Origin of the sequence: Alteromonas lipotrueae (assembly GCF_019249215.1) — a bacterium.
Lineage (GTDB): Bacteria > Pseudomonadota > Gammaproteobacteria > Enterobacterales > Alteromonadaceae > Alteromonas > Alteromonas lipotrueae.
Window position 1 is genome coordinate 94,191 of sequence record NZ_JAESDI010000015.1, and the last position, 22,014, is coordinate 116,204.

21 protein-coding genes, 2 tRNA genes and 2 pseudogenes are annotated in these 22,014 nt (G+C 43.1%); 17 read left to right on the forward strand and 8 right to left on the reverse strand.

Going from position 1 to position 22,014, the window contains the following annotated elements:
* Positions 1-3 precede the first annotated feature (3 nt).
* A complete protein-coding gene (locus tag JKP82_RS17010; protein WP_218397943.1) occupies positions 4-360 on the reverse strand; it encodes a HopJ type III effector protein in 357 nt (118 codons plus the stop codon).
* 917 nt (positions 361-1,277) lie between these two features.
* A pseudogene (locus JKP82_RS17020) lies at positions 1,278-2,248 on the reverse strand (integron integrase).
* Positions 2,249-2,489: 241 nt separating this feature from the next.
* On the opposite strand from JKP82_RS17020, the gene JKP82_RS17025 reads away from it, so the two are divergent.
* The 5 genes from JKP82_RS17025 to JKP82_RS17045 all read left to right on the forward strand — a co-directional run bounded on the left by JKP82_RS17025 (position 2,490) and on the right by JKP82_RS17045 (position 4,657).
* Complete coding sequence (locus tag JKP82_RS17025) at positions 2,490-2,801, forward strand: hypothetical protein (RefSeq protein WP_218397950.1); 312 nt, start codon at positions 2,490-2,492, stop codon at positions 2,799-2,801.
* A gap of 120 nt (positions 2,802-2,921) precedes the next feature.
* Positions 2,922-3,218: a hypothetical protein gene (locus JKP82_RS17030; protein ID WP_218397951.1), complete on the forward strand. Its 297-nt coding sequence runs from the start codon at positions 2,922-2,924 to the stop codon at positions 3,216-3,218.
* A 119-nt stretch (positions 3,219-3,337) separates the two neighbouring features.
* On the forward strand, positions 3,338-3,751 hold the full coding sequence (locus JKP82_RS17035) for a hypothetical protein (protein WP_159529783.1): 414 nt from the start codon (positions 3,338-3,340) through the stop codon (positions 3,749-3,751).
* 91 nt (positions 3,752-3,842) lie between these two features.
* Positions 3,843-4,229: a VOC family protein gene (locus tag JKP82_RS17040; RefSeq protein ID WP_159529781.1), complete on the forward strand. Its 387-nt coding sequence runs from the start codon at positions 3,843-3,845 to the stop codon at positions 4,227-4,229.
* Between the two features lie 116 nt (positions 4,230-4,345).
* Entirely contained in the window at positions 4,346-4,657 is a 312-nt protein-coding gene (locus JKP82_RS17045; protein WP_159529779.1) for a hypothetical protein, read from the forward strand.
* A gap of 303 nt (positions 4,658-4,960) precedes the next feature.
* On the opposite strand, the gene JKP82_RS17050 is transcribed toward JKP82_RS17045, so the two are convergent.
* Positions 4,961-5,866, reverse strand: coding sequence for a LysR family transcriptional regulator (locus JKP82_RS17050; protein WP_159529777.1), 906 nt, complete (start codon positions 5,864-5,866; stop codon positions 4,961-4,963).
* A 176-nt stretch (positions 5,867-6,042) separates the two neighbouring features.
* On the opposite strand from JKP82_RS17050, the gene JKP82_RS17055 reads away from it, so the two are divergent.
* From JKP82_RS17055 to JKP82_RS17100, 10 genes are all read left to right on the forward strand, one after another.
* Complete coding sequence (locus tag JKP82_RS17055) at positions 6,043-7,029, forward strand: 2Fe-2S iron-sulfur cluster-binding protein (protein WP_218397953.1); 987 nt, start codon at positions 6,043-6,045, stop codon at positions 7,027-7,029.
* A 109-nt stretch (positions 7,030-7,138) separates the two neighbouring features.
* On the forward strand, positions 7,139-8,395 hold the full coding sequence (locus tag JKP82_RS17060) for an aromatic ring-hydroxylating dioxygenase subunit alpha (RefSeq protein ID WP_159529774.1): 1,257 nt from the start codon (positions 7,139-7,141) through the stop codon (positions 8,393-8,395).
* Between the two features lie 2 nt (positions 8,396-8,397).
* Positions 8,398-8,871 (forward strand): aromatic-ring-hydroxylating dioxygenase subunit beta, encoded by a 474-nt coding sequence (locus tag JKP82_RS17065; protein WP_159534443.1) that lies wholly within the window; start codon positions 8,398-8,400, stop codon positions 8,869-8,871.
* Between the two features lie 22 nt (positions 8,872-8,893).
* Positions 8,894-9,208 (forward strand): non-heme iron oxygenase ferredoxin subunit, encoded by a 315-nt coding sequence (locus JKP82_RS17070; protein ID WP_159529772.1) that lies wholly within the window; start codon positions 8,894-8,896, stop codon positions 9,206-9,208.
* A gap of 77 nt (positions 9,209-9,285) precedes the next feature.
* Entirely contained in the window at positions 9,286-10,257 is a 972-nt protein-coding gene (locus JKP82_RS17075; protein WP_218397955.1) for a TAXI family TRAP transporter solute-binding subunit, read from the forward strand.
* Between the two features lie 25 nt (positions 10,258-10,282).
* Positions 10,283-10,924, forward strand: a complete 642-nt coding sequence (gene maiA, locus JKP82_RS17080; RefSeq protein WP_159529768.1) for a maleylacetoacetate isomerase — start codon at positions 10,283-10,285, stop codon at positions 10,922-10,924.
* A gap of 38 nt (positions 10,925-10,962) precedes the next feature.
* Positions 10,963-11,994: a cupin domain-containing protein gene (locus JKP82_RS17085; protein WP_258544422.1), complete on the forward strand. Its 1,032-nt coding sequence runs from the start codon at positions 10,963-10,965 to the stop codon at positions 11,992-11,994.
* Between the two features lie 35 nt (positions 11,995-12,029).
* The gene (locus JKP82_RS17090; protein WP_159529764.1) at positions 12,030-12,728 is read left to right on the forward strand and encodes a fumarylacetoacetate hydrolase family protein; all 699 of its coding nucleotides are present in this window, start codon (positions 12,030-12,032) and stop codon (positions 12,726-12,728) included.
* A 216-nt stretch (positions 12,729-12,944) separates the two neighbouring features.
* The gene (locus tag JKP82_RS17095) at positions 12,945-13,388 is read left to right on the forward strand and encodes a DUF4158 domain-containing protein (RefSeq protein ID WP_159529762.1); all 444 of its coding nucleotides are present in this window, start codon (positions 12,945-12,947) and stop codon (positions 13,386-13,388) included.
* 598 nt (positions 13,389-13,986) lie between these two features.
* Positions 13,987-15,663 carry a DUF5597 domain-containing protein gene (locus tag JKP82_RS17100; RefSeq protein WP_218397957.1) on the forward strand — a complete coding sequence of 559 codons (1,677 nt, stop codon included), beginning with the start codon at positions 13,987-13,989 and terminating at the stop codon, positions 15,661-15,663.
* A gap of 755 nt (positions 15,664-16,418) precedes the next feature.
* Here JKP82_RS17100 and JKP82_RS17105 read toward each other — a convergent pair.
* A pseudogene (locus tag JKP82_RS17105) lies at positions 16,419-16,661 on the reverse strand (transposase zinc-binding domain-containing protein); the annotation flags it as partial.
* Positions 16,662-17,053: 392 nt separating this feature from the next.
* Between JKP82_RS17105 and JKP82_RS17110 the strand changes: the two are divergent.
* Positions 17,054-18,757, forward strand: coding sequence for a protein adenylyltransferase SelO family protein (locus JKP82_RS17110; protein WP_218397959.1), 1,704 nt, complete (start codon positions 17,054-17,056; stop codon positions 18,755-18,757).
* A gap of 59 nt (positions 18,758-18,816) precedes the next feature.
* On the opposite strand, the gene JKP82_RS17115 is transcribed toward JKP82_RS17110, so the two are convergent.
* A complete protein-coding gene (locus JKP82_RS17115) occupies positions 18,817-19,197 on the reverse strand; it encodes a glutaredoxin domain-containing protein (RefSeq protein WP_159529757.1) in 381 nt (126 codons plus the stop codon).
* Between the two features lie 321 nt (positions 19,198-19,518).
* On the opposite strand from JKP82_RS17115, the gene JKP82_RS17120 reads away from it, so the two are divergent.
* On the forward strand, positions 19,519-19,953 hold the full coding sequence (locus JKP82_RS17120; protein WP_159529755.1) for a DUF1499 domain-containing protein: 435 nt from the start codon (positions 19,519-19,521) through the stop codon (positions 19,951-19,953).
* A 145-nt stretch (positions 19,954-20,098) separates the two neighbouring features.
* Here the strand turns inward: JKP82_RS17120 and JKP82_RS17125 are convergent.
* From JKP82_RS17125 to JKP82_RS17135, 3 genes are all read right to left on the reverse strand, one after another.
* Positions 20,099-20,188, reverse strand: a tRNA-Ser gene (locus JKP82_RS17125).
* 178 nt (positions 20,189-20,366) lie between these two features.
* Positions 20,367-21,422, reverse strand: coding sequence for a quinolinate synthase NadA (nadA, locus tag JKP82_RS17130; protein WP_159529753.1), 1,056 nt, complete (start codon positions 21,420-21,422; stop codon positions 20,367-20,369).
* 350 nt (positions 21,423-21,772) lie between these two features.
* Positions 21,773-21,848 (reverse strand) — tRNA-Lys (locus tag JKP82_RS17135).
* Between the last annotated feature and the right edge of the window lie 166 nt (positions 21,849-22,014).

The following is a 22,014-nucleotide window of genomic DNA, read 5'->3' on the forward strand; positions in this document are numbered from 1 at the left end:
AACCTAGCTGCTAACGGATAGCGGGAATGTCTCAAAACTCACCCCTTCCTGCCCTGTCTGCATAAAATTGCGAATGTTCGCGTGGTCATCACCATCAGGATTTTTCAAAACGTCATCACGATAAAAACCACCAAACAGTGCCAATGTCTGCGCTTGGTTAAGTTGAAGGTGCTGGCCTAACGCGAGTAACTTGCAAGAACCATTGTTTTGGTTAGCTTCATTAGTTACTTCGCCATTAGTAAAGGCCGTTGGCGTGAAAGTAAATGCATTATCGATAAGGGCAATAACGTCAACAAACTCAACGCTTTCAGGAGAATCATTAAGGTGCTTTGTTAAGGCATCGACATTGTTGTAGCTCATAAGAAATTTCCGTAACGAATTTGAAAAAACGGAAGTTTAAAATCGTATGTATAGGGTTGCAAGCAGGTTTACATGCTTCTGGGATCTATTTAAGGAATAGGCTGTACTAAAAAAGTCGAAAAGAATGAATGCCGATATTGAAAGAAATGATAAATCTAGCGCTGAGTTACCCTGAAAAATAATAGTCAGGAAGTGTATTGCTTAAGCTTGGCCTGACACGTTGACTTGGGTCAACTCGACAGACTGTAATGAACGATCAAGAGACCTGAGCAATGTGCAAAATATGCACTTTCCTATTTGTACAAACATGTCTGCACAAATGACTCATGGGGTCCAAAATAGAACATATGGTCAACAGCCCGTTGATCAATTAAAAGTGCAATAAGCTGTTGCACAAAATGCAGCAGCTAAACAAGCGTCAAATATCCAACAGCTTGTTGGACAATTTATTAAGAACATGATTTCACAAAGTTGGCTGAGTAGATTTAGCAAGATGGATTTGCAGTAGGAGCAAAAAATGCACCTACTTAGCGTCTTTTGTTATCGCAATGATTAGTCGAACAGTGTTTTCAATAATAGGTCATCTGGTATCGTATCTTTGCAGTGTTAATCTCTAAGTGTCTCTAGATCGGCTTTTGGTACATGGCCGATATTCGGCTTCGTGCGATAACCAGTCACTGATCGCAGTCTGATTGAGGGGCTGCTGAAGACAAACAGCAGACCTCCAGAGTTTAGGTTTTTAACTTCCCAGTTGTGCCATAAGGCGGCCGCATGCACTCAGGGTTTAAATGCTTGCTGTATGCAATAAGCAGACAATGGTTTTTTCGTTTTATAGATCTGAAATGAGCAGAGGTAGGTCCGCTATAAATTGAGTAGGTGCTTTTGGTGCCAAAGCGGTCAATAGTGTTAATACATCATCAAAATAAACGACTCAAAAGACTTACTACGCCATTAGCGCCTAGCTGAAGAACATGAGTATATATTTGAGTAGTTTTTACATCAGAATGTCCCAGTTGGGCCTGAACCGTCCGGATATCTGCGCCAGACTGTAGTAAGTGGGTAGCAAATGAGTGCCTTAAAGTATGAGGCGTGATTGGCTTCTTCAAACCCTACACCAATACAGCTTTTTTTACCGCTTTGCGAACGCAAGTAGGATGAAAATGATGTCTTCTTATTTCACCAGTTTCTGGGTCTGCGCTCAGTTTATGAGAGGGAAACAGGAACTGCCAAGCAAGCGATTTATTCGCTGAAGAGTATTTTTAGCAAGTGCATGAGGCATCCAAACACCGGCGTATTGCTCATTCTGTATATCGAGTCTCAGGTATTCATCAACCTGCGCTATTTGATTTCTAAGTAATGGAATAAGCTCCGTTGCCAAAGTAACGACTCGGTGTTTTTGGCCTTTACCATTCCAGACTCTTAAACACTTGCAATCGAAATCAATATCTTGCACGCGCAGTTGCACAGCTTCCATGCTCCTTAGGCCACTGCCATACATCAAGCCAGCAATAAGATAGTAACGTTTATCCAATCTTGACATAAGCAGCTTCACTTCATCTAGCGTCATAACAATGGGTAGTTTGGGTTGGCGTTTACTTCTGGCAAAATTCAAATTGAGAGACAGTTCATTCTTTATAATGTGCTTGTAAAGAAACGATATCGAGTTTAATGCAGTGGCATGCGTGCGCCGTGACACATTTGCATTTAACGCCAAATGTTCAAGGTATTGTTCAACTTCATTATCACCCATTGATGAAGGGTGACGTTTCCCATGAAAGTGAATAAATGCTGAAATCCATTTTAAATATGTAGAGACAGTCCTTGGGGAATACTGTTTTAGCAGCATGTAGTCATTTATGTGATTTAAGAAAGGAGACTTTGTTTTCATGAACTTTTAATATAACTGTATTTATATACAGCTATAGCTAACTTTCCCCTATATTCAAGCAAACGACCCAATTGCGCGTTTGCATCCTAAAATTAAATAGCTTTATTTTCTTGCAGCCATTGTCTGCATCGGCTTTCACAAATTTGGTAATCATGACAATATGGACAAAAACGAGCGGTAGCTCGGTAGAAAAACGCGCAATTTGCGCCTTATTAAATTGTTATAAGACAAAGGAAACTCAGTGAACAAGGTTGTTATCAGTATCCTTTCAATATTACTCCTGCTAACCAACGTGTTTTGGTTGTATCAGAGTTTGGATAACGGTGTCTCTTTAACTTACATGGAAGCAAGCCTAGAAACCCAAACTAAAATATCGGAGCAACTGTTCGTTCTAACAAATGCGCAGCTCATAGGTAAAAGCGTCAACGAAGTTGATAATATTGTTCCACTGGATATTTATGGCTCTCGACCATTCATAAAAGATGATTGCTTATATTATGGTAGCGTATGCCTAATTGTTGGCACCAATGGCACTATTCAGGGTTTTAAGTAACATGTCTTATAACAAAAAAATTAAGCTCGCCCGCTGCGCGGGCTGGGACGCAAACACGCAGGGCGGCTTCGCCATTATGCCCTACGCGTCTGCGCCCCTTATTTAAAAGTTAGGTAACAGATGGATTTGAGTTCAATAGATTTAGCAATAAAGTACCACTCGTTAGAAGACGAAGAATGGGCTAAAAACGGCGGCACTTCAATCATCATCGCTGCTGGTAAGTTTGGTTTTAAAAACAGTGAGTTTAAAACCGCTAAAGAGTTAATAGCACACATTGAGCAACAATCCCCTAAGAACGTATTAGTTCTGTACGACAACGATACCGTTCCAACAGTAATTGTATCTGTAGTAGATCAGTGTAAAAAAGCTAATGTAGGCAAGTTGGTAATAAAGAGCATCGATGGATATGGACGCTAAGTTACCTAACAAAAAAATTAAGTCACTCACTTCGTTCGCTGGGACGCATACACGCAGGGCGGCTGCGCCATTATGCCCTACGTGCCTGCGCCCCTTATTTAAAAGTTAGGCATACACATATGAAACTTAGAGTTCTCGTATCTTTTTTTATTTTTACTAGCTTGAGTTTTTTAGTTGGGTGTCGTGATCAATCAGTAGAATTTCAATCAGCATGTTTCAATAATGAACCGAATCCGAAAAAGGTTGGTGTGTGGATGTACCAGGCTGGAAGTTGGCAAGATGGGAGAAAAGAGAGTTCTGAGTGGTTTGCGCTAGGATACGAATCTGGTGCAGCAACACTACAACGAGAGGAATTGCTATATTGCTTTTTCGTTTTTGGAGATCTTGCCGACGAGATGAGTATTTGTAAAAACGGAGAGTTAAATATTCTGAGTGCAACTGATACAGAACTAAAAGGCAATTATAATCTAAAGTTAGAAAGTGGGTTAGAGCTTAGAGGTGTTTTTAATGCTAGTTACTGTGCGCCTGAATGATAGCGATGCCTAACAAGAAAATTGAAGCGGACATTGCCAAGAGCGGGCAACGCCGCTTAATTTGGTGTTATGCACCTAGGAGACATCGGAAGTGATTTCACACATTACGTTAGGAACTAACGATCTTAATAAAGCTATTGAGTTTTATGACCAAATTCTTGGTCTAATCGGTGCAAAGCAAGTAGCAAAAACAGAAGACGTTGTGTTTTATGCATTTCCAGGCTCTGATACAAAGTTATCCATTACTAAACCACACAATAAAGAAAATGCAACATTCGGTAACGGAACTATGTTGGCTCTCAAAGTTAACAGTAATGAACTTGTTAAAAAGGTCTATCAGCTAGCAATCAGCTTAGGCTCGACTTGCGAAGGCAAGCCTGGCCCTCGAAATGATAATGCTTATTATGCTTGTTACATTAGGGATTTGGATAATAATAAAATCGCTATTTTTCATAGAGATAACAGTGTAAGTGCATAACAAACCACTCAAGGTACTCGCGCTGCTCGCTGGAGAGTTCCCCCTATACGCGGGGCTGCTTCGCCATTATGCCCCACGTATCTGCGCCCCTTAGCTTAAAGTTAGGTGCTACAAGTATGCTCAAACGTATGTTTGATTATTTTAAACTCAAACCTAAAGTACAAAGTGAAATTTCAAACTTTGTTTTTATTGGTATCATACTGGGCATCTTTCCATCGTTTAGCTTTATTGCGTTTGTGACAAAAGAGTTCGGACTTTCACCTGAGATGAATTTACATCAGGTTGAAAGTGGTGGGTTAATAATGACTGGACTTATATTTTTACTTATAGCCACCATGATATTGTTTATACTCTTGGGAGCTATCATTCATGCTGTATATCTAGGGAAGATGCGAATAAGTCCCAGATGTGAGATCATAGCAGTATAGTAAATCGCAACGACCAACACCCATGAGCCAACAGTTAACTTTTGCCGACAGTGAGTTTTCCAGCAAGCGGCGTCAGACCCGTAAACCATTCCGTCAATAAGGATGACGTTAGCCGGTTCAACAGGCTATGAGCCAACAAGATGGTGGCAGAGATACTAGTGAGTTAGGACGTTTGGCTAGACGCTTTAAAAGCAAGTGAATGACGATATTACTCATAATATGAGCCATCGCCATCCTGCTAGAAAGGCCTGCCTTACTGACAATGAGACTCTTATCAGGATGACTAGAATTGAACACAGTTTACTATTCTGAAAACAATTCAAAGATCAAATTCCGAAACCAGACATTGCCCGTGTCCTGATGATAACGGCGATGCCAAAACATATTGATTTGCGCTGGAGGAATATCGACAGGATGGGCTTTCACGATTAAATTCAGATTTTCGGCCGTTTGTAGACCCAGCTTTTCGGTCACGGTGGCAATAAGATCGGTTTTTGCCACAATGTAAGGTGCCGAAATAAAGTGCGGGAGTTTCAATTTACTGACTCGTAATACTCCACTTTTTGCTAATAATTTCTCCACCCTACCATGTCCTGTATCTTGAGCCTCTATTATAATGTGCTCTGATTTAGAGAAGTCTTCTAAGCTTAACTTACCCATCGCACAAGGGTGTCCTTCTCGCATCAAACAAACATAATCTTGATCGAATAAACGACGCTGATAAAAACCCGCTTCCAGTTGTGGTAACAGTCCAATAGCCAGATCCACACTGCCTGTTTCTAGCTCTTCTTTTAGGGAGTGTCCTTGGTCTCTTACCGTGCTGACCGAAATATTAGGGGCGTGCTCAGCAAGGTAGGCCATCAGACGCGGCAACATATAAATCTCCCCTAAATCCGTCATATTGATGCAGAAAGATCGGTCACTCGACAAAGGATCAAAACGCTCCTGATAATTTAATCCGTCTTGCAATGTACTCAACGAATAGCCAATAGATTCCGCAATACTATCTGCAAATGGCGTAGGTCTCATACCTCGCGCCGTCCTTTCAAATAACTCGTCATGCAAGGCCAGCCTTAGCCTCGCAAGCGCATTACTAACCGCAGGTTGTGTCAATCCTAGGTGCTCTGCTACCAAACCAGTTTTCCGTTCTCGGTACATTAGTTGAAAAACAACCAGCAAATTTAAATCAATATCTTGTAGTCGAATCATGGTAGAGATCTCACTGATGTGAATAATTATTATTAGGATTATTTTATATCTGAATATTTCAATAACTTCTATAGTCAATTCCATGCAAAAGCATCGCACATAAATCAAACAATAATAAGAGACCTTTTCACGTCATCACAGTAGCCGTATAAAGATCTCAATAAATAAGAGCGACCATGGAAATACTCATTAAACCTGTCAATAAAACGATCAGTGCCTCACAAGGCAGCACCTTGCTAGAAGCGTTTTTGGAAAATGACATTGCCATTTCCTATAGCTGCCTCTCAGGTCGATGTGGAACCTGCCGCTGTAAAGTTATTGAAGGTTCAGTGAACGGACCAGCGGCTGCAGAAGGACGTTTAGCACAACATGGCCAATTCGTTTTAGCCTGTCAAAGCCGTGTTGAAACGGATTCGATTATTGAAATCCCAGAACCTGATGAAATCGTTACACACCCAACAAAGACGATAAAAGCGGAAATAGTTTCTTTCGATATATTATCGAATGATGTACGTAGATTAAGACTCAAAACCAACAAAACCTTCGAGTTTTCTCCCGGTCAATTCGCCAACCTAACCTTTTGGCGTGAAGACGGTACTCGATCTTACTCTATGGCAGGCACAACGGACGATGATTCGTTAGAGTTCCACATTCGTCTTGTGCCAAATGGTCGAGTGACATCCAAGCTCGATGAACAAATCAAGATTGGCGAATCCATCAAACTCAATGGCCCACTTGGAGCCTCTTATCTTAGACGTAAAAATACCGACCCTATGTTGTGTATTGCTACCGGGACAGGGCTTGCACCTATCCTTTCAATTGTCCGAGGCGCACTAGAATCTGGAATGCAAAATAACATTCAACTGGTGTTTGGCGCGCGCACTGAAGAAGACTTATACGGCTTGGATTATTTGGAAAAATTGGCCTCTGAATACGCCAACTTCCAGTACCTAATTGCCTTAGATCATACAAAACCCAATAGTCCACATTTTCGAGGTCTGGTAATCGAGGCCATCACAGAACGTTTTCCAGAACTTAAAAATTGGCGCATTTATTTAGCGGGAGCACCAGCCATGGTGGAAGCCGCCTCTTTGGTTTGCAGCAAACGCGGAGCCGATATCGATCGTATATATGCCGATGCCTTTTACCCTAGCGGGGTTTAACAGCATTTATCTAATTTTTTGACATAAAAGTAAGGCCTTTACAGGAAACCAGTCATTTCTTTTTAAGGCCAATATTCAACCCATAATAAAGACCAAAAGGGCGAATAAAATGAGTCATGAAAATCCTATTCCAATGGCACCTGTTTGGGAGCATGAAGACACCAGTCGAATTCCCTTTTGGGCTTATACAGACGAAGACATACACAAGCAGGAGCTTGAGAAACTCTTTTATAAAAAACATTGGTGTTATGTCGGATTAGAAGCCGAAATTCCACAACCTGGCGACTTCAAACGCACGGTTATTGGCGAACGTTCCGTCATTATGGTCCGTCATGAAGATAACAGTATTTATGTGGTTGAAAACGTTTGCGCCCATCGGGGCATGCGTTTTTGTCGAGAAAAACATGGCCATGTCAAAAGCTTTACCTGCCCTTATCACCAATGGAATTACGACCTAGAAGGCAAGCTGCAAGGGGTTCCTTTCCGCCGAGGTGTCAAACAAGATGGCAAAGCAAAAGGCGGCATGCCTAAAGATTTCAAAACATCTGATCATGGCTTAACCAAACTATTAGTCGCAACGCGCGGCGGTGTTGTTTTCGCCAGTTTTGACCAAAATGTTGAGTCATTTGAAGATTTTCTTGGCCCCACTATGTTGTCCTACTTTGATCGGATGTTTAATGGTCGCAAGCTCACCTTGTTGGGTTACAACAAACAACGTATTCCAGGCAATTGGAAACTGATGCAGGAAAACATCAAAGACCCTTACCACCCAGGTTTACTGCATACCTGGTTTGTCACTTTTGGCTTATGGCGTGCAGATAACCGCTCTGAGTTAAAAATGGATGAACATTTTCGGCATGCCGCGATGATCTCAACACGAGGCTCAGGCGGTAAAGACACACAAACCACGAATGTTTCCAGTTTTAAAGAGTCCATGCAGCTCAATGACCCTAGCTTCTTAGATGTCGAAGTCGAGCCATGGTGGGATGGCCCGACCGCCGTCATGATGACCCTCTTCCCAAGCGTCATTCTGCAACAGCAGGTTAACAGTGTCAGTACCCGTCATATTCAACCAAACGGCCATGGTTCATTCGACTTTGTTTGGACGCATTTTGGCTACGAAGACGATACCCCCGACATGACCGAGCGTCGTTTGCGCCAAGCGAACCTGTTTGGCCCTGCGGGCTTTGTTTCGGCGGATGACGGTGAAGTTATTGAGTTTTCTCAACAGGGTTTTGAGCAGAAACCTTTCCATCGTTCACTGGCAGAACTGGGCGGGAAAGAAATAGAAGAAACCGATCATATGGTCTCTGAAACCTTAATCCGAGGCATGTACGCCTACTGGCGCAAAGTGATGGGAGTATGACAATGAAAGCCGACAACTACCTAAAACTGACTCAATTTTACCAAAATTACGCCGCTATGGTTGATCAAGAAAATTGGGACGCATGGCTCGACATGTTTAGCGAAGATTGCCTTTACAAGGTTCAAGCCAGAGAAAACTATGAACGCAACTTGCCCATGGCCGCGTTATCACTCACCAGTAAAGGCATGCTGAAAGACCGTATTTACGGTATCACAGAAACCATATTTCACGACCCTTACCACCAGCTGCATCTGGTTTCATCGCCTCTGATATTAAGTGAATCAGATGACGGCATCATTGAATCACAAGCTAATTACACGGTTTTTCGAACCAAGAATAATGGCATTGCTGAAGTCTATAACGTCGGTCGTTATCTGGATCATTTACGCCTAACGGAACAAGGTATTCAGATCAAATCTCGACTCTGCATTTTTGACAACGAGATGATTCTTAATTCTTTGATTTACCCAATTTAATACTCGAAAAAAGAGGTTTCCCATGAGTGACAACTGGATAGAGACCATCAGCATTGACGATGTTCCTGAAGACGATGTCATTGGCGTTACGGTCAATGGTCATCAAATCGCGCTGTATAAAGTCGAGGATGAAATCTTTGCGACAGACAATGTCTGCACACACGGGCATGCCCTATTAAGCGATGGATTTTTAGAAGACGGACAAATCGAATGCCCGCTTCATCAAGGGAGATTCTGTATAAAAACGGGAAAAGCCATGAGCGAACCCTTGACTGAGGATATCAAAGCGTACGCAACTCGAATGGAAGACGGGCAGGTTTTCCTAAAGTTTAGATAAGGTTAATACCTCGTTCGTAGAACCATCGCGAATCACTTAGCCAGCAAACAATAACTATAAATAACCTGGAGAGAACAATGAAAAAAACAATATTATCGCTGATCACTGCGAGCGTTATTACACTAGTCTCTAGCAATATATCGGCACAAATTTTGTCGATCGCGTCACCACCACAAGGTTCTATTTGGAACACCATGAGTAACGGCATAGCCAATGTTGCGCGCTCTAAAGCCAATATCAATTTGGTTGTTCAACCCTATAGTGGTAATCGCGCTATGATGGATGCCGTTAACCAAGGCTTAGCCGAGTTTGCTATTAATGATATCAATGACGCCATTGTCGCGGTACAGGGAAAGGCAGATTATAAAGGTAAACAACGTCGTCATTTAAAAGTAGCACTGCGCATTAGCCCTCAGCCGATTGGCATTTTTGTCAAAAAGCAATCCAAAATTGACCGCATCGAAGACCTAAAAGGGAAACGAGTCGCTTCGGGGTGGAATGCGTTTCCGATTGGCCGCCCGCATATGGAAGCCATGCTGGCGACTGGCGGTTTAACTTGGGAAGATGTAAAAAAAGTTCCTGTCCCTGACCTAATCCGTGCCGCAGACAATCTTTCATCAGGCCGACTGGACGCCACTTATTTTGCCATTGGTGGACCAAAAGTAGCGGAAGTAGATGCTTCCGTAGGCGGTGTGAAATTCTTACCGGTTAACACAGATCCAGCAGCACGCGATGCCATTCTTAAAGTACGTCCAGCCTTTTATTTTTCCGAAGTAAAACCAGCGCCACATCTAGTTGGCATAGACCAACCAATCCAAATGCTGACTTGGGATAACGTTCTAATCGTTAACGATAAAGTATCTGACGAAGATGTTTATCACATGGTAAAAGCCATTCTCGAGAACAAAGACGCTTTAATCAAAATATTCCCAGGTTTTAAAGCACTCGCAGTTAATACCGTGAATAAAAACTATCCGGGGATTCAATATCATCCTGGTGCCATTCGTTACTTATCTGATCAAAAAAACAGCATCAAAACCGTCACCTAATTCGACCCAATCATAGGAAAAAACCATGCAGTTATATAACTTTTTTAACAGTTCAACGTCCTACCGAGTGCGAATTGCACTCGCCTTGAAAGGACTAAGCTACGAGCATCATGGCGTCAACATTCGTATTGGTGAGCAAGCAACCGAGAGCCATATAAAACTCAATCCAGCAAAGGGCGTCCCTGTGCTGATTACGGATGACGGCCAAACACTCACACAATCCATGGCTATTTTGGACTATTTAGAACTCACCTACCCTGACTCGCCGTTACTGCCTAAAGACTCATTAGAACGGGCAAGGGTTTTAGAAATCTGTCACATGATTGCAAGCGACATGCATCCGGTTAATAACCTTCGCATCCTAGGCTATCTCAAGCAGCAACTAGAGGTTACGGATGAACAAAAAACGGTGTGGTATCAACACTGGATTCAAGAAGGGTTCGAAGCACTGGAAAGCCGTTTAAACGAATACGGCTATGGTGATTATTGTTTTGGCGATCAGGCCACATTGGCAGATTGTTGCTTAGTCCCACAAGTGGCCAATGCTCTGCGTTTCGGCTGTGATTTGTCGGCCTTTACGAAAGTCTTAAGCATTTATGAGCACTGCCAACAAAACACGGCTTTTCAACAAGCCGCGCCCAACCAACAGCCCGATTTCATCGTTTAATTTTGTGAAATTGAAAAATAGATAATAAGGAGTTTCCCATGCAATCATTAGGTACTCTTGAGGATTTACCTCAATCCTACCGCGATAAATTAATCGATTTAAACTTGGTGCCACTCTGGCCCAATATGCGTGCCGTTTTGCCTCATAAGGTCCCGAGCCGTAAAACCCAAACGTTAAATTGGCAATTTGACACACTTCGTCCTCTGTTAATCGAAGCAGGGGATTTAACGCCGATGGAAAAAGCCGAACGTCGCGTATTGGTGCTGGCTAATCCAGGACACGGGCTAACCAACATGCAAGCCACTCCCAGTATTTATATGGGGTTGCAGTTAATATTACCGGGCGAAACCGCCCCCAATCACCGCCATACACCCAACGCCGTACGCATTATCATTGAAGGCGAAGGGGCAACCACCATTGTCGACGGCGAGCCTTGCATCATGGAACGAGGTGACTTGATTCTGACGCCATCTGGAAAATGGCACGAGCACCAGCACGACGGCGACGGACCGATTATTTGGTTAGACATACTCGATCTGCCTTTGATGTATCAACTAGAAGGCTCTTGGGCAATTGAGGGAAAAACTCAGACCAAGGTGCTTGAACGGGATAAATCCTTTGCCGAATACAGCGCCGCAGGCGTGGTGCCTGAATTGGATTTTAAAAGAGAGAATACGGATTCGCCGATGCTGCGCTACCCATGGACAAGAACACGGGCTTGTTTGATGGAAATGGCTCAGCACTACAGTGACAGTCCAATCCGCATCGCTTATGTCAATCCAGAAAACGGAGCCAGCTTATTCCCCAGCATTGGCTTTGGCGCCATGATGCTACGCCCTAACGAAACCCTATCTTTGCCTAAACGCACAAGCGCCTGTGTTTTCCATATTGTCGAGGGTCAAGGCACTCTACAAGTGGATTCAAACGACGCTTTGCTATGGACAGAAAAGGACACGCTCAGCGCGCCCGGTTACAGCGAGGTAACGCTCAGCAACACCTCTGCAACTGAGCCTGCGTTCATTATCACTGCCGACGAAGCGCCACTACATCGTTACCTCGGTATTTTTTAACCCTTATCAATACAGCATTTATAAAAGGAAAAAACATGACAAATAAACTCGTATTCCCCGCTAAAGAAACCATTTTGGCGCCCATTGAAGGCTCTGATAGCCTGTTTCCTATCCATCGTATTTTTTGTGTGGGACGAAATTACCATGCTCATGCGGCGGAAATGGGTGCCACCGTTGATAAAAGTGTACAAAGTCCTTTTTACTTTATTAAGGATGCCAGTACTTACGTGGCAACAGGGGCAAGCATTGATTACCCACCCCAAACAGACAACTACCATTATGAAATGGAATTTGTCGTTGCGATTGGTGAAGAAGGCTTCAATGTCAGTGAAGAGAAAGCCGAAAACATCATTTTCGGCTACGCATGCGGTTTGGACATGACCCGTCGAGATCTCCAGTTAAACGCGAGAGAAACAGGCCGTCCTTGGGATCTGGGTAAAGACTTTGAAGAGTCTGCGATTCTGGCCCCCATTGTGCCAATAGGTAAAACAGGTGTGTTAAATGACGGCAAAATCGAATTGGCCGTGAATGGTGACACCAAACAATCTTCGGATATAAATTTGTTAATCTGGAACGTGCGTGAAATTATCGCCGACTTGTCCAAATTTTACCATCTACAACCCGGCGATTTGATTTACACTGGTACGCCAGATGGCGTTGGGCCTGTCGTTTCTGGAGACAAAATAAGCGGAAGTATCGAAGGTATCGGCGATATTCAGCTAACCATCCGTTAATCCCCCCGTCAAAACATCATCAATAAAAGCTCCTAAATTAATGAAACATAGGGAGCTTTTTCTTAAGTGCTGAAAAACGACCATGACGGGGTAGTTTGGACATTCCCTCTTAATTTTTCAATTATCTCTGTAGCCCCTATCAGACTTGACATGCAGAGGACTGTCAATTTTCAATAATTTGATGTGATGGCCTATACTCTCAGTATTTGGGCAAAAATGTCTTTTGAAAAACGACTGAGCATCCTTTACCAATCCGAAATAGACGATCTTTACGGTATTCCCGCGCTTGATGACGAACAAAGACGTCAATATTTCTCGCTGAATAGTATTGAAGGAGATGCAGCTACTCGCATCCGCAATATTTCACATCGATGTTTCTTTGTTGCCTTACTGGGCTACTTCAAAATCAAACCCATCTGTTTAAATGCGTCATTTGGTGATACTGAATCCGATCTTCGTTTTATCGCAAGTGAACATTATGATAAGACAACTTTAAAACGTTTCACGGTGAGTCCTGCGCAAATCTCGCGGTTCTATAAGCGTATATTTGAACTGCTTAACCATCATGAATGGAATAAATCATGGCAATCCCGATTATCCGCGCATGCCAATGAAATTGCGGTTACGTGTATAGAGCCAAGATATTTATTTGATGCATAAATTTGCGCGGTTCCTTCCCTAAAACTGGTTTGTAAAACTGCCTATCCCACTTTTCAATGTCTTGAATAGTGGTATGAAGACCGCCATCACCAACCCAAAAAACGTTAGCCATGTTGTTGATGTATTCACCTGACAGACTAGCGGTAAAAGAAGATTAGAGCGTAATTCTTGCTGAAAATCAGCACGAAGAGGCTGGTATTACGTTGACATCACGGGAGCGTCCATATATGTCTCGATAGTAGCTCGCAGATACTGACAAACCTGAGTTCTGGGTAAGTAATGCCTATCTGTCATCGTAATGTGGTTGCAAAGTAGAATAACCCAAGGCAAAGTTATATTCACAATAAAATCAATTTAGAAGCCGTAGAATGATGGAAAACAAGTCGGCTTTTTTCAGCCTCGATAAATTGCTGTACGTTGATTGCCGCAAATGGCTATTATTTAAAAACTATTAACAGGGGTGAATAAATAGCAGGTTCTGGCCTATTTATCGCACCAATAATCTGCTGAGATAGAGCGCCGTAGTATGCTTAATATCAATTTCCGTTTCTCTCAAGCGCTCGTGATGTTGACGTGTTTGATGTCTTTAGTAGGCTGCATGATGACGTCAAAAGATCCACAGCCAAGTGTCGTATCGTTTGGGCAATCGCATGAAAAAGCGCTGAGTGTCGCCACAAATATTTTACCTAAGTTGCATATTCGCAACGGGCGCAGCGTTTTCTTCGTGGATAATAAGCCTTTTTTGATGCTTTGCGCTCAGACAAATAATTCCAGTAATTATGTGGCCGCACTGCCATCAGTGTGGGAGAGTGTCGAGGCGTTGGGTGCCAATACACTGCAAATCCCCGTTTCATGGGAGCAGATTGAGCCGATTGAAGGTGAATTTGATTTCTCGTTTCTCGATACGTTATTAGAACAGGCACGAACACGAAATGTACGTGTTGTTCCTTTGTGGTTCGGTGCTTTTAAAAATACTTCTCCAAGTTATACTCCTCCTTGGGTTAAGCTAGACAATCAGCGTTTTCCTCGAATGATACGACCTGACGGGGATAATCACTATGCGCTCTCGCCGCACAGTCAGGAATTATTTATGGCTGAACGCAAAGCATTTACGGCGTTTATGCGGCATTTGAAAAAGTATGATCGTCAACACACGGTAATCATGGTGCAAGTAGAAAACGAGGTCGGTGTATATGGCCTCGTTCGCGATCATTCAGCGTTGGCAAATTCAGTGTTTGAAGCGCCGGTTCCGCCTGAACTTGCGAAAAATTTAGGCCTTAAAAACGGTATTTGGCGCGATGCTTTTGGTAAAGACGCCGAAGAAATGTTCACGGCTTATGCGTTTGCTCGTTACGTAGGCCGACTCGCTGAGGCTGGGCGGGAAGTTCTGAATTTACCGATGTATACCAATGCGGCGCTTCGTCATCCCACGGCCAAGCAATCACCGGGGCAATACGCCACTGGTGGGCCAACGTTTAACGTTCTCGACGTGTGGAAGGTAGGCGCGCCTGCAATAGACATGCTAACCCCGGATATCTATTTACCCAAATCTCATGACTACAATGCAGTATTAGACCAGTATGCAAGGATTGATAACCCGCTTTTTGTTTCTGAAACGGGAACTCACGATGCCTATCCTCGTTACTTTTTCGAAGTTTTGGGTCGCGGTGCCATAGGCTTCTCACCTTTTGGTATCGATGATGCTGACTACAAAGTTCACCCTAATGATATAACGGGGTTTAAACCTGACGATATCGAAGGGTTTGCGGCAAACTACGCCCTGATCAAAAATGCTGCCAGTGAGTGGTCACGTCTGGGTTTTGAGAACGGTATCTGGGGTGCAGCACGCGGAGATAACAACGGTTCTCGTCATTTTAATCTTGGGAGTTGGCTTGCCGAGGTTAGCTTCGATGAGTGGCCATTCGGTTATCGGGCCTGGTCCGCGTCAAATGCAACAGGACTCAAGCAGCCGAATGAATTCAAAAATGCCGGTGTCCTTATCGCAAAAATGGATGAGAACGTATTTTTAGTGACCGGGAAAAATGCCCGAATTGAATTTAAGAAAAACAACGAAACACTACCAAACCAACAAGCGATCTTTGTGTCCGTTGAAGAAGTTGAATTTACAGACGCAGAGTGGCTTTTTCAGCGAATGTGGAACGGCGATCAAACGGACTACGGAATCAACTTTACCGATCTGAACAAGACCTTTCGAATTACGCTGGGGAGCTATAATTCGAAAAGTGCTCAACGTTCAAAACCTAAGTCTTATTAAATGCGAATATTGATTGACCCTGTGACCAAATGAAGTAAACATCCACTCGAACGAATATTTGTAAAGACATATATCCGCTTGCGGAGTTATAGAAAAAGGAGAGTCGACAGATGGAGTTAAAGTCAATAGAAGATATCAAAGCTCTTAATTGATATATAAAGATAGAGCAAATTCAAAGAATCGAAAAGAAGTATCATCGACTTGGTTTAGTGCCATATATAACTTTTGGTACGCTATTGGTTTATTTTATTTTTCTTAGCACTTCCGTTTATTGTAAATCAGTCGAAATTCCTCGTAGCGAAACTGTCAGTTTAATTGAAAAATCAACATCTAGAGTTTATCCGCTGTTTATCAAAACGCCACGTTCTTACTCGCCAAATACTGACAAAACATACCCTGTTATTTATTTGACTGATGCCCCATACGCTTTTCAGTTGGCGTCTTGGGCTACACGGTTTCCAATGAACTCTGGCGCTATGAAAAAGGCTATAATTGTTGGTATATCATATTCAAAAGGTGAGTAGAAGTAAAACTAACGCTACCCTTCGTTACAGCTGGCTTTTAGGTTGGTTAGATGTTCATTGCTAAGATGGTTTAAGCATTTTGGTTAATAGGACAGTTGTCATTGTTTGATCTTTTCAAGCCTTTGGTACAGCAATTTTGGAATTCGAGCGCAAGCTGCCCTAGCATGACAGGATTTATTTCTTAGTATCTTATTTTGCTTTTGTCTACGCCCCAAAGTTGAAGTCGCGCTGAACCAGTTTCTCATGCTTGCAGTCGTCACAAACTACACGCAAAAAGCCATGCTCAAGCCGACCACACCTAAGAAACTCTTCAAACTCTTTTTCCACATGGTGTGGTAACGACTTTCCTTGATGTCCAAGCTGCTTCAGAAATTCTGGATAGTGATGTTCGACCAATTGATACAGTATTGTCTGCTCTGGACGATGTCGTTTAAAGGTATGAGAGTGAGTTGCTAGCAATGGCATCCTTGCCATGAATTGGCATCAAAGTGTGTCAATGAATTTCATGTAAATCTACTGATCAATAGGGTGGGAAATGCATTGCGCCAAGGTCCGCTCAACGCACATATTACTGCCGTTCTAATACAAACGTGTGATCGGACGCAACTGGCAAATTTCTGAATTTCGGGTTAGGTAAAAATAGCCTATACCTTAACCCTAAATTGAAACCGCTAAATAATGCCTTTTATTGATGTAGTTAAGTGGCGACGTTTCTCAGTATCGTTTAATGACGCTTGTCCATTGCCGAATATATTGATGCACTGTAACTTCAATTATTCATTGCAGTGTAAAGTCTGATCGATTCAAGTAACCAGATTCATATGTAGTACAATGCCGTCTAAATCAAACGTTTTAAAGGGGCGCCAATGTTAGACGATCAAGAAAATAAAACTGAACAGCCAATTCAAACTATTAGCGACCTTGCAAAATACGTTGATTATTCGTTTCTAGGCAGCCTGGTTGTGGATCCGCACGCGCAAGAAGACGGCAATGAGCATAACCCAAGGCAGGTATTCTCTGGCCATTATGTACCGGTAACGCCCACCCCTATTGAAAACCCCATGTACGTTGTTCATAGCCAAACGTTCTTCGAAGAATTAGGGTTTAATAATAGCCTTGCCCACACGCCTGAATTTATGCGCTTATTTTCTGGCGACATGTCTTCCCTTCCCGCCGAAATAAGGCCTTATGGGTGGGCTACCGGCTACGCTTTGTCAATTTATGGCACCGAATATATTCAGCAATGCCCATTTTCAACGGGCAATGGGTACGGAGATGGACGAGCTCTTTCAGTACTAGAAATTGTTACTAATGGAAAGCGCTTTGAAATGCAGTTAAAGGGCGCAGGAAGAACACCCTACTGCCGAGGTGCAGACGGCAGAGCGGTATTGCGCTCCAGTGTGCGAGAGTTTTTAGTACAAGAGCATATGCACGCATTGGGTATCCCTACTTCTCGCTCTCTCAGTTTATTTATGTCTCAGTCTGAAACTGTCGACAGACCTTGGTATTTAGAGGGCTCTAACTCTCAAGACCCAGAAGTCATGGTGCCAAACCTTGTGGCCATCTCAACTCGCGTTGCTCCTTCTTTTATTCGCGTGGGTCAGCTAGAACTTTTTGGAAGACGGGCAAGAAGCAACGAACACCCTACTGCTTTAAATGAGCTTCAGCTTCTGGCAGCACATTTGATTGAACGTGAGTATAAAGGTGATATCGATACAGCCCAACCATTTGAAGCTCAGCTTGTTGCCCTTGCTACTGCCTTTCAAGACCGACTCACATCACTTGTGGCGCATTGGATTCGAGTAGGTTACTGCCAAGGAAACTTCAATAGCGACAACTGCGCGGCAGGAGGCTATACACTAGATTACGGCCCCTTTGGATTTTGTGAGTTGTTCGACCCGGCTTACCAACCATGGACTGGTGGAGGACGTCATTTCTCGTTTTTAAACCAGCCTGTAGCGGCAGAAAAAAACTTTGATATGTTCTGTCGTGCCATCGAGCCCTTGCTCACCAATGCACCAGCTGAACTAGAAGCATTACGTGATGTGAACAGCAATTTTGCCTCGGCCATGCAAGAAAAGATGGACAACATGTGGGCCGCAAAACTCGGGCTTAACGCTTACGATAATGAGCTGCTGCTTCAACTATTACACTTAATGATGCGCACTGGTGTGGACTATAACCACTTTTTCAGAGAGCTATCTAACCATCCTAAGGATGTTGAAGCACTAAAAACAAGTTTTTATACTGAGCTTAAAGAAAGCTTGGTTTTTGAATGGAATGAGTGGCTAAAAAGTTGGCGAGCTCAACTTGAAAAGTCGGGTGATATTAACGAAAGCGTTAAGAAAATGAAGCTTACCAACCCTAAGTTTACATGGCGTGAATGGTTAGTGGTGCCGGCGTATAAAGACGCGGAAGTTGGCAATTTTGATCGCATTCACGCGCTACAAGACGTGCTTACTAAACCCTACGAAGAACAATCAGCGCAAACACAAAGCCATTATTACCGTTTGCGCCCTCCAGAATATTTTAACGCTGGCGGTATTTCCCACTACAGTTGTTCTTCGTAGAAGGTTAGCCCTTTATTAGGGCTAGCCGTTACAGTAAAGCTAGAAACTATAACGAGCAGTTACTTTGCTTCAACAAAGCGCGTTTCTAAATAGCCAATAATCGCTTTAGAGTCATATAACCACTCAACGCTATCTTTATTTTCAATTCGAAGACATGGCGTTTGAATTTTTCCGCCACCTTGTAACAACTCCTCTCTATACGGCGACCCCTCTGATACGTTTCGCTTTTGAATAGGCACATTGTATTTGTACATTGCTCGGCGAGTTTTAATGCAGAAAGGGCAACCAAAGAACTGGTATAAAGCCAAATTTTGGCTTTCTTCAGCCACCTGCACTTGTTTTTCTGGCGAACGTTTTAGTTTAGTGCCACGGGTAATGACATCTATAAAAGCAATGATGGCCCCGAGTAGGTTGCGAATAAGGGTTATAAAGAATTTCATTTTACGGCTCTACTAACGAATGATGAAATAAAAACGTGATTGTACTACTTGATGCCGCCCTTTGATAATTAAGATCATGAAATTTATTCATGTATCGATTGTGTAAATCTGCTTATTCAAAAGACTTTTAATTTTGGTGTATCGATAAGCTGAGTTTGAAACATATTATACCTGCACAACTTACGTCTTTAGATCTTACGCCTTCACGACTAACAAGCTAAACACCAAACAACACGCAGACAGGTGAATAGTAAAAAGGTAGAAAACCTGTGTTAATCTGTAACTGAAGTACAAAGCGATGTTCAAACACAAAGAGAAATTATGAAAAAGCGGTATTGGCTACTTTGTTCGTTACCTCTAGTAGGTTGCTCTACTATCCCACCCGAATTAGGTGTCAGCGGCGAAACCCTAAAAGATTGCCCTATTACTCCTAACTGCCATAGCAGTATGGATAAAAACGCTCAAGATATAGCACCTATTTTATTTAAAGGCTCAAGGGCGCAAGCGAAAGAGAAATTAGTGGGCATTATTAATTCGCTACCTCGAACCACAATAGTTGAGGAGCAAGATAACTACCTAAGAGTAGAATTCAGGTCGCACTTAATTGGTTTTGTTGATGATGTTGAATTTTTGCTTTCACAAAAAGCTGGTGATAGAACGCAGATTGACTTTAGATCGGCATCGCGGCTGGGCATTTCTGATCTTGGCGTAAACAAAGCGCGAATGAAAAAGATTAAAGTTTTGTTCGCACAGTGATACTGAAAACTTTAAACCCCAAATAACTGAGGTTTTTTATGTTTAAAACGAGTGAGGTTTTTATTTCTTAAAGTGTTTACCAATCATAGAATTACAAACACAAAAAAGCCCCGCTCTTCGCAAAGAAAACGGGGCTTTTTTTATTTGGCGGAGAGAGAGGGATTCGAACCCTCGTTAGGTTTAACCCTAAACACACTTTCCAGGCGTGCGCCTTCAGCCACTCAGCCACCTCTCCAAACTTTGTGCTATTTGCGGTGAACGCAAACAACGAAATACTGCTTGGTAATTACCTTACGCGCGGACAATTCACCTTAAGCGCGCGTATAGTAGGTAAAGCGAGTGTCTTAATCAAGACGTTGCGCGAAAAAACACGCTAACTGCTGAATTATTACTCGCCTTTGCCTTATTAAGCGTTACAGGCCGCCTTTCGCTTTCAATTCTTCCGAGAAGTTGAGCATACGGTCGAGTGGGATTAAAGCGCCCTCACGCAGGCTGTCGTCAACGAAAATCTCATGCCCTTCATACGTAGCACCTAATGAGGCTTTTATCGCCTCAAGGCCGTTCATGGCCATCCATGGGCAATGAGCACAGCTCTTACACGTTGCGCCGTTTCCACCAGTAGGAGCTTCAATAAACGTTTTGTTTGGCGTGAGTTGCTGCATTTTATAAAAAATGCCTTTATCGGTTGCCACGATGAAGGTGTCGTTAGCCATAGTTTGCGACGCTTTAATCAGTTGGCTAGTTGAGCCTACTGCGTCAGCCATGTCTACCACACTAGCGGGTGATTCAGGGTGAACCAATACTGCCGCGTTAGGATACAGCGCTTTCATATCAGCCAGCTTCTGCGCTGAGAACTCATCATGAACAATACATTCGCCCTGCCACATCAACATTTCTGCGCCAGTTTGTTTGGCAATGTACGAACCTAGGTGGCGGTCAGGCCCCCAGATGATTTTTTTACCTTGGCTATCTAGGTGCTCAACAATCTCTAGCGCAATACTTGATGTAACCACCCAATCAGCTCTGGCTTTCACGGCAGCCGAAGTATTCGCATAAACCACGACCGTGTGATCGGGGTGAGCATCACAAAACGCACTGAACTCTTCAATGGGGCAACCTATGTCTAAGGAGCAGGTTGCTTCCAGTGTAGGCATAAGTACTGTTTTTTCTGGGCTGAGTATTTTTGCTGTTTCACCCATGAAGCGAACGCCCGCTACGATTAACGTTTGCTCTGCGGCATCACGACCAAAGCGCGCCATTTCTAAAGAATCAGCAACACAACCACCGGTCTCCTCCGCTAATGCCTGAATTTCAGGATCGGTATAGTAATGCGCAACCAACACAGCATTTCGCTGTTTAAGCAAAGATTTAATCTCAGCTTTAAGCGATGCTCTACGGGCATCTGATAATGGCTGCGGTTTAGCGGGAAAAGGATACTCTACCTGTTCCACTCGAAAGGCTACTGACATTGACCTACATCTCGGTTGTGACAAGGGCGTGGATTATACCCAACTGTCATAAAAAATACATACTACTTAGTTAAGGATGATTGACCAATTTTCAACCATACCATCCTAAAAAATTGAATTACAGATAGAATAAATGCTAGTAACGAACTAACGCAAAGCGGCAACCACATTTTTTCGGAATTGTTAGCAGAAGATAGCCTGACAGCGCTGAGTTTATTTTACTTTAATATTGTGTTCTGGAGCAGCCTTAGCACAGACCCGTAATAGGTAGAAGGCATTTTCTGGAGATGACGCTTTGGGGTTGATATTTTTAGTAAAGAAAGCGTGGTAGAAAGCGCTTTAAGAAATGATGGTGGGTCGTGCTGGATTCGAACCAGCGACCAATTGATTAAAAGTCAACTGCTCTACCAGCTGAGCTAACGACCCATCAAATAACACATGTACTACTCACATATTCACACGTGAAGCGGTGAGCAAACAAGCTGTTGGTATTAGCTTGATTTAACTTCGCTTTCAAATGATGGTGGGTCGTGCTGGATTCGAACCAGCGACCAATTGATTAAAAGTCAACTGCTCTACCAGCTGAGCTAAC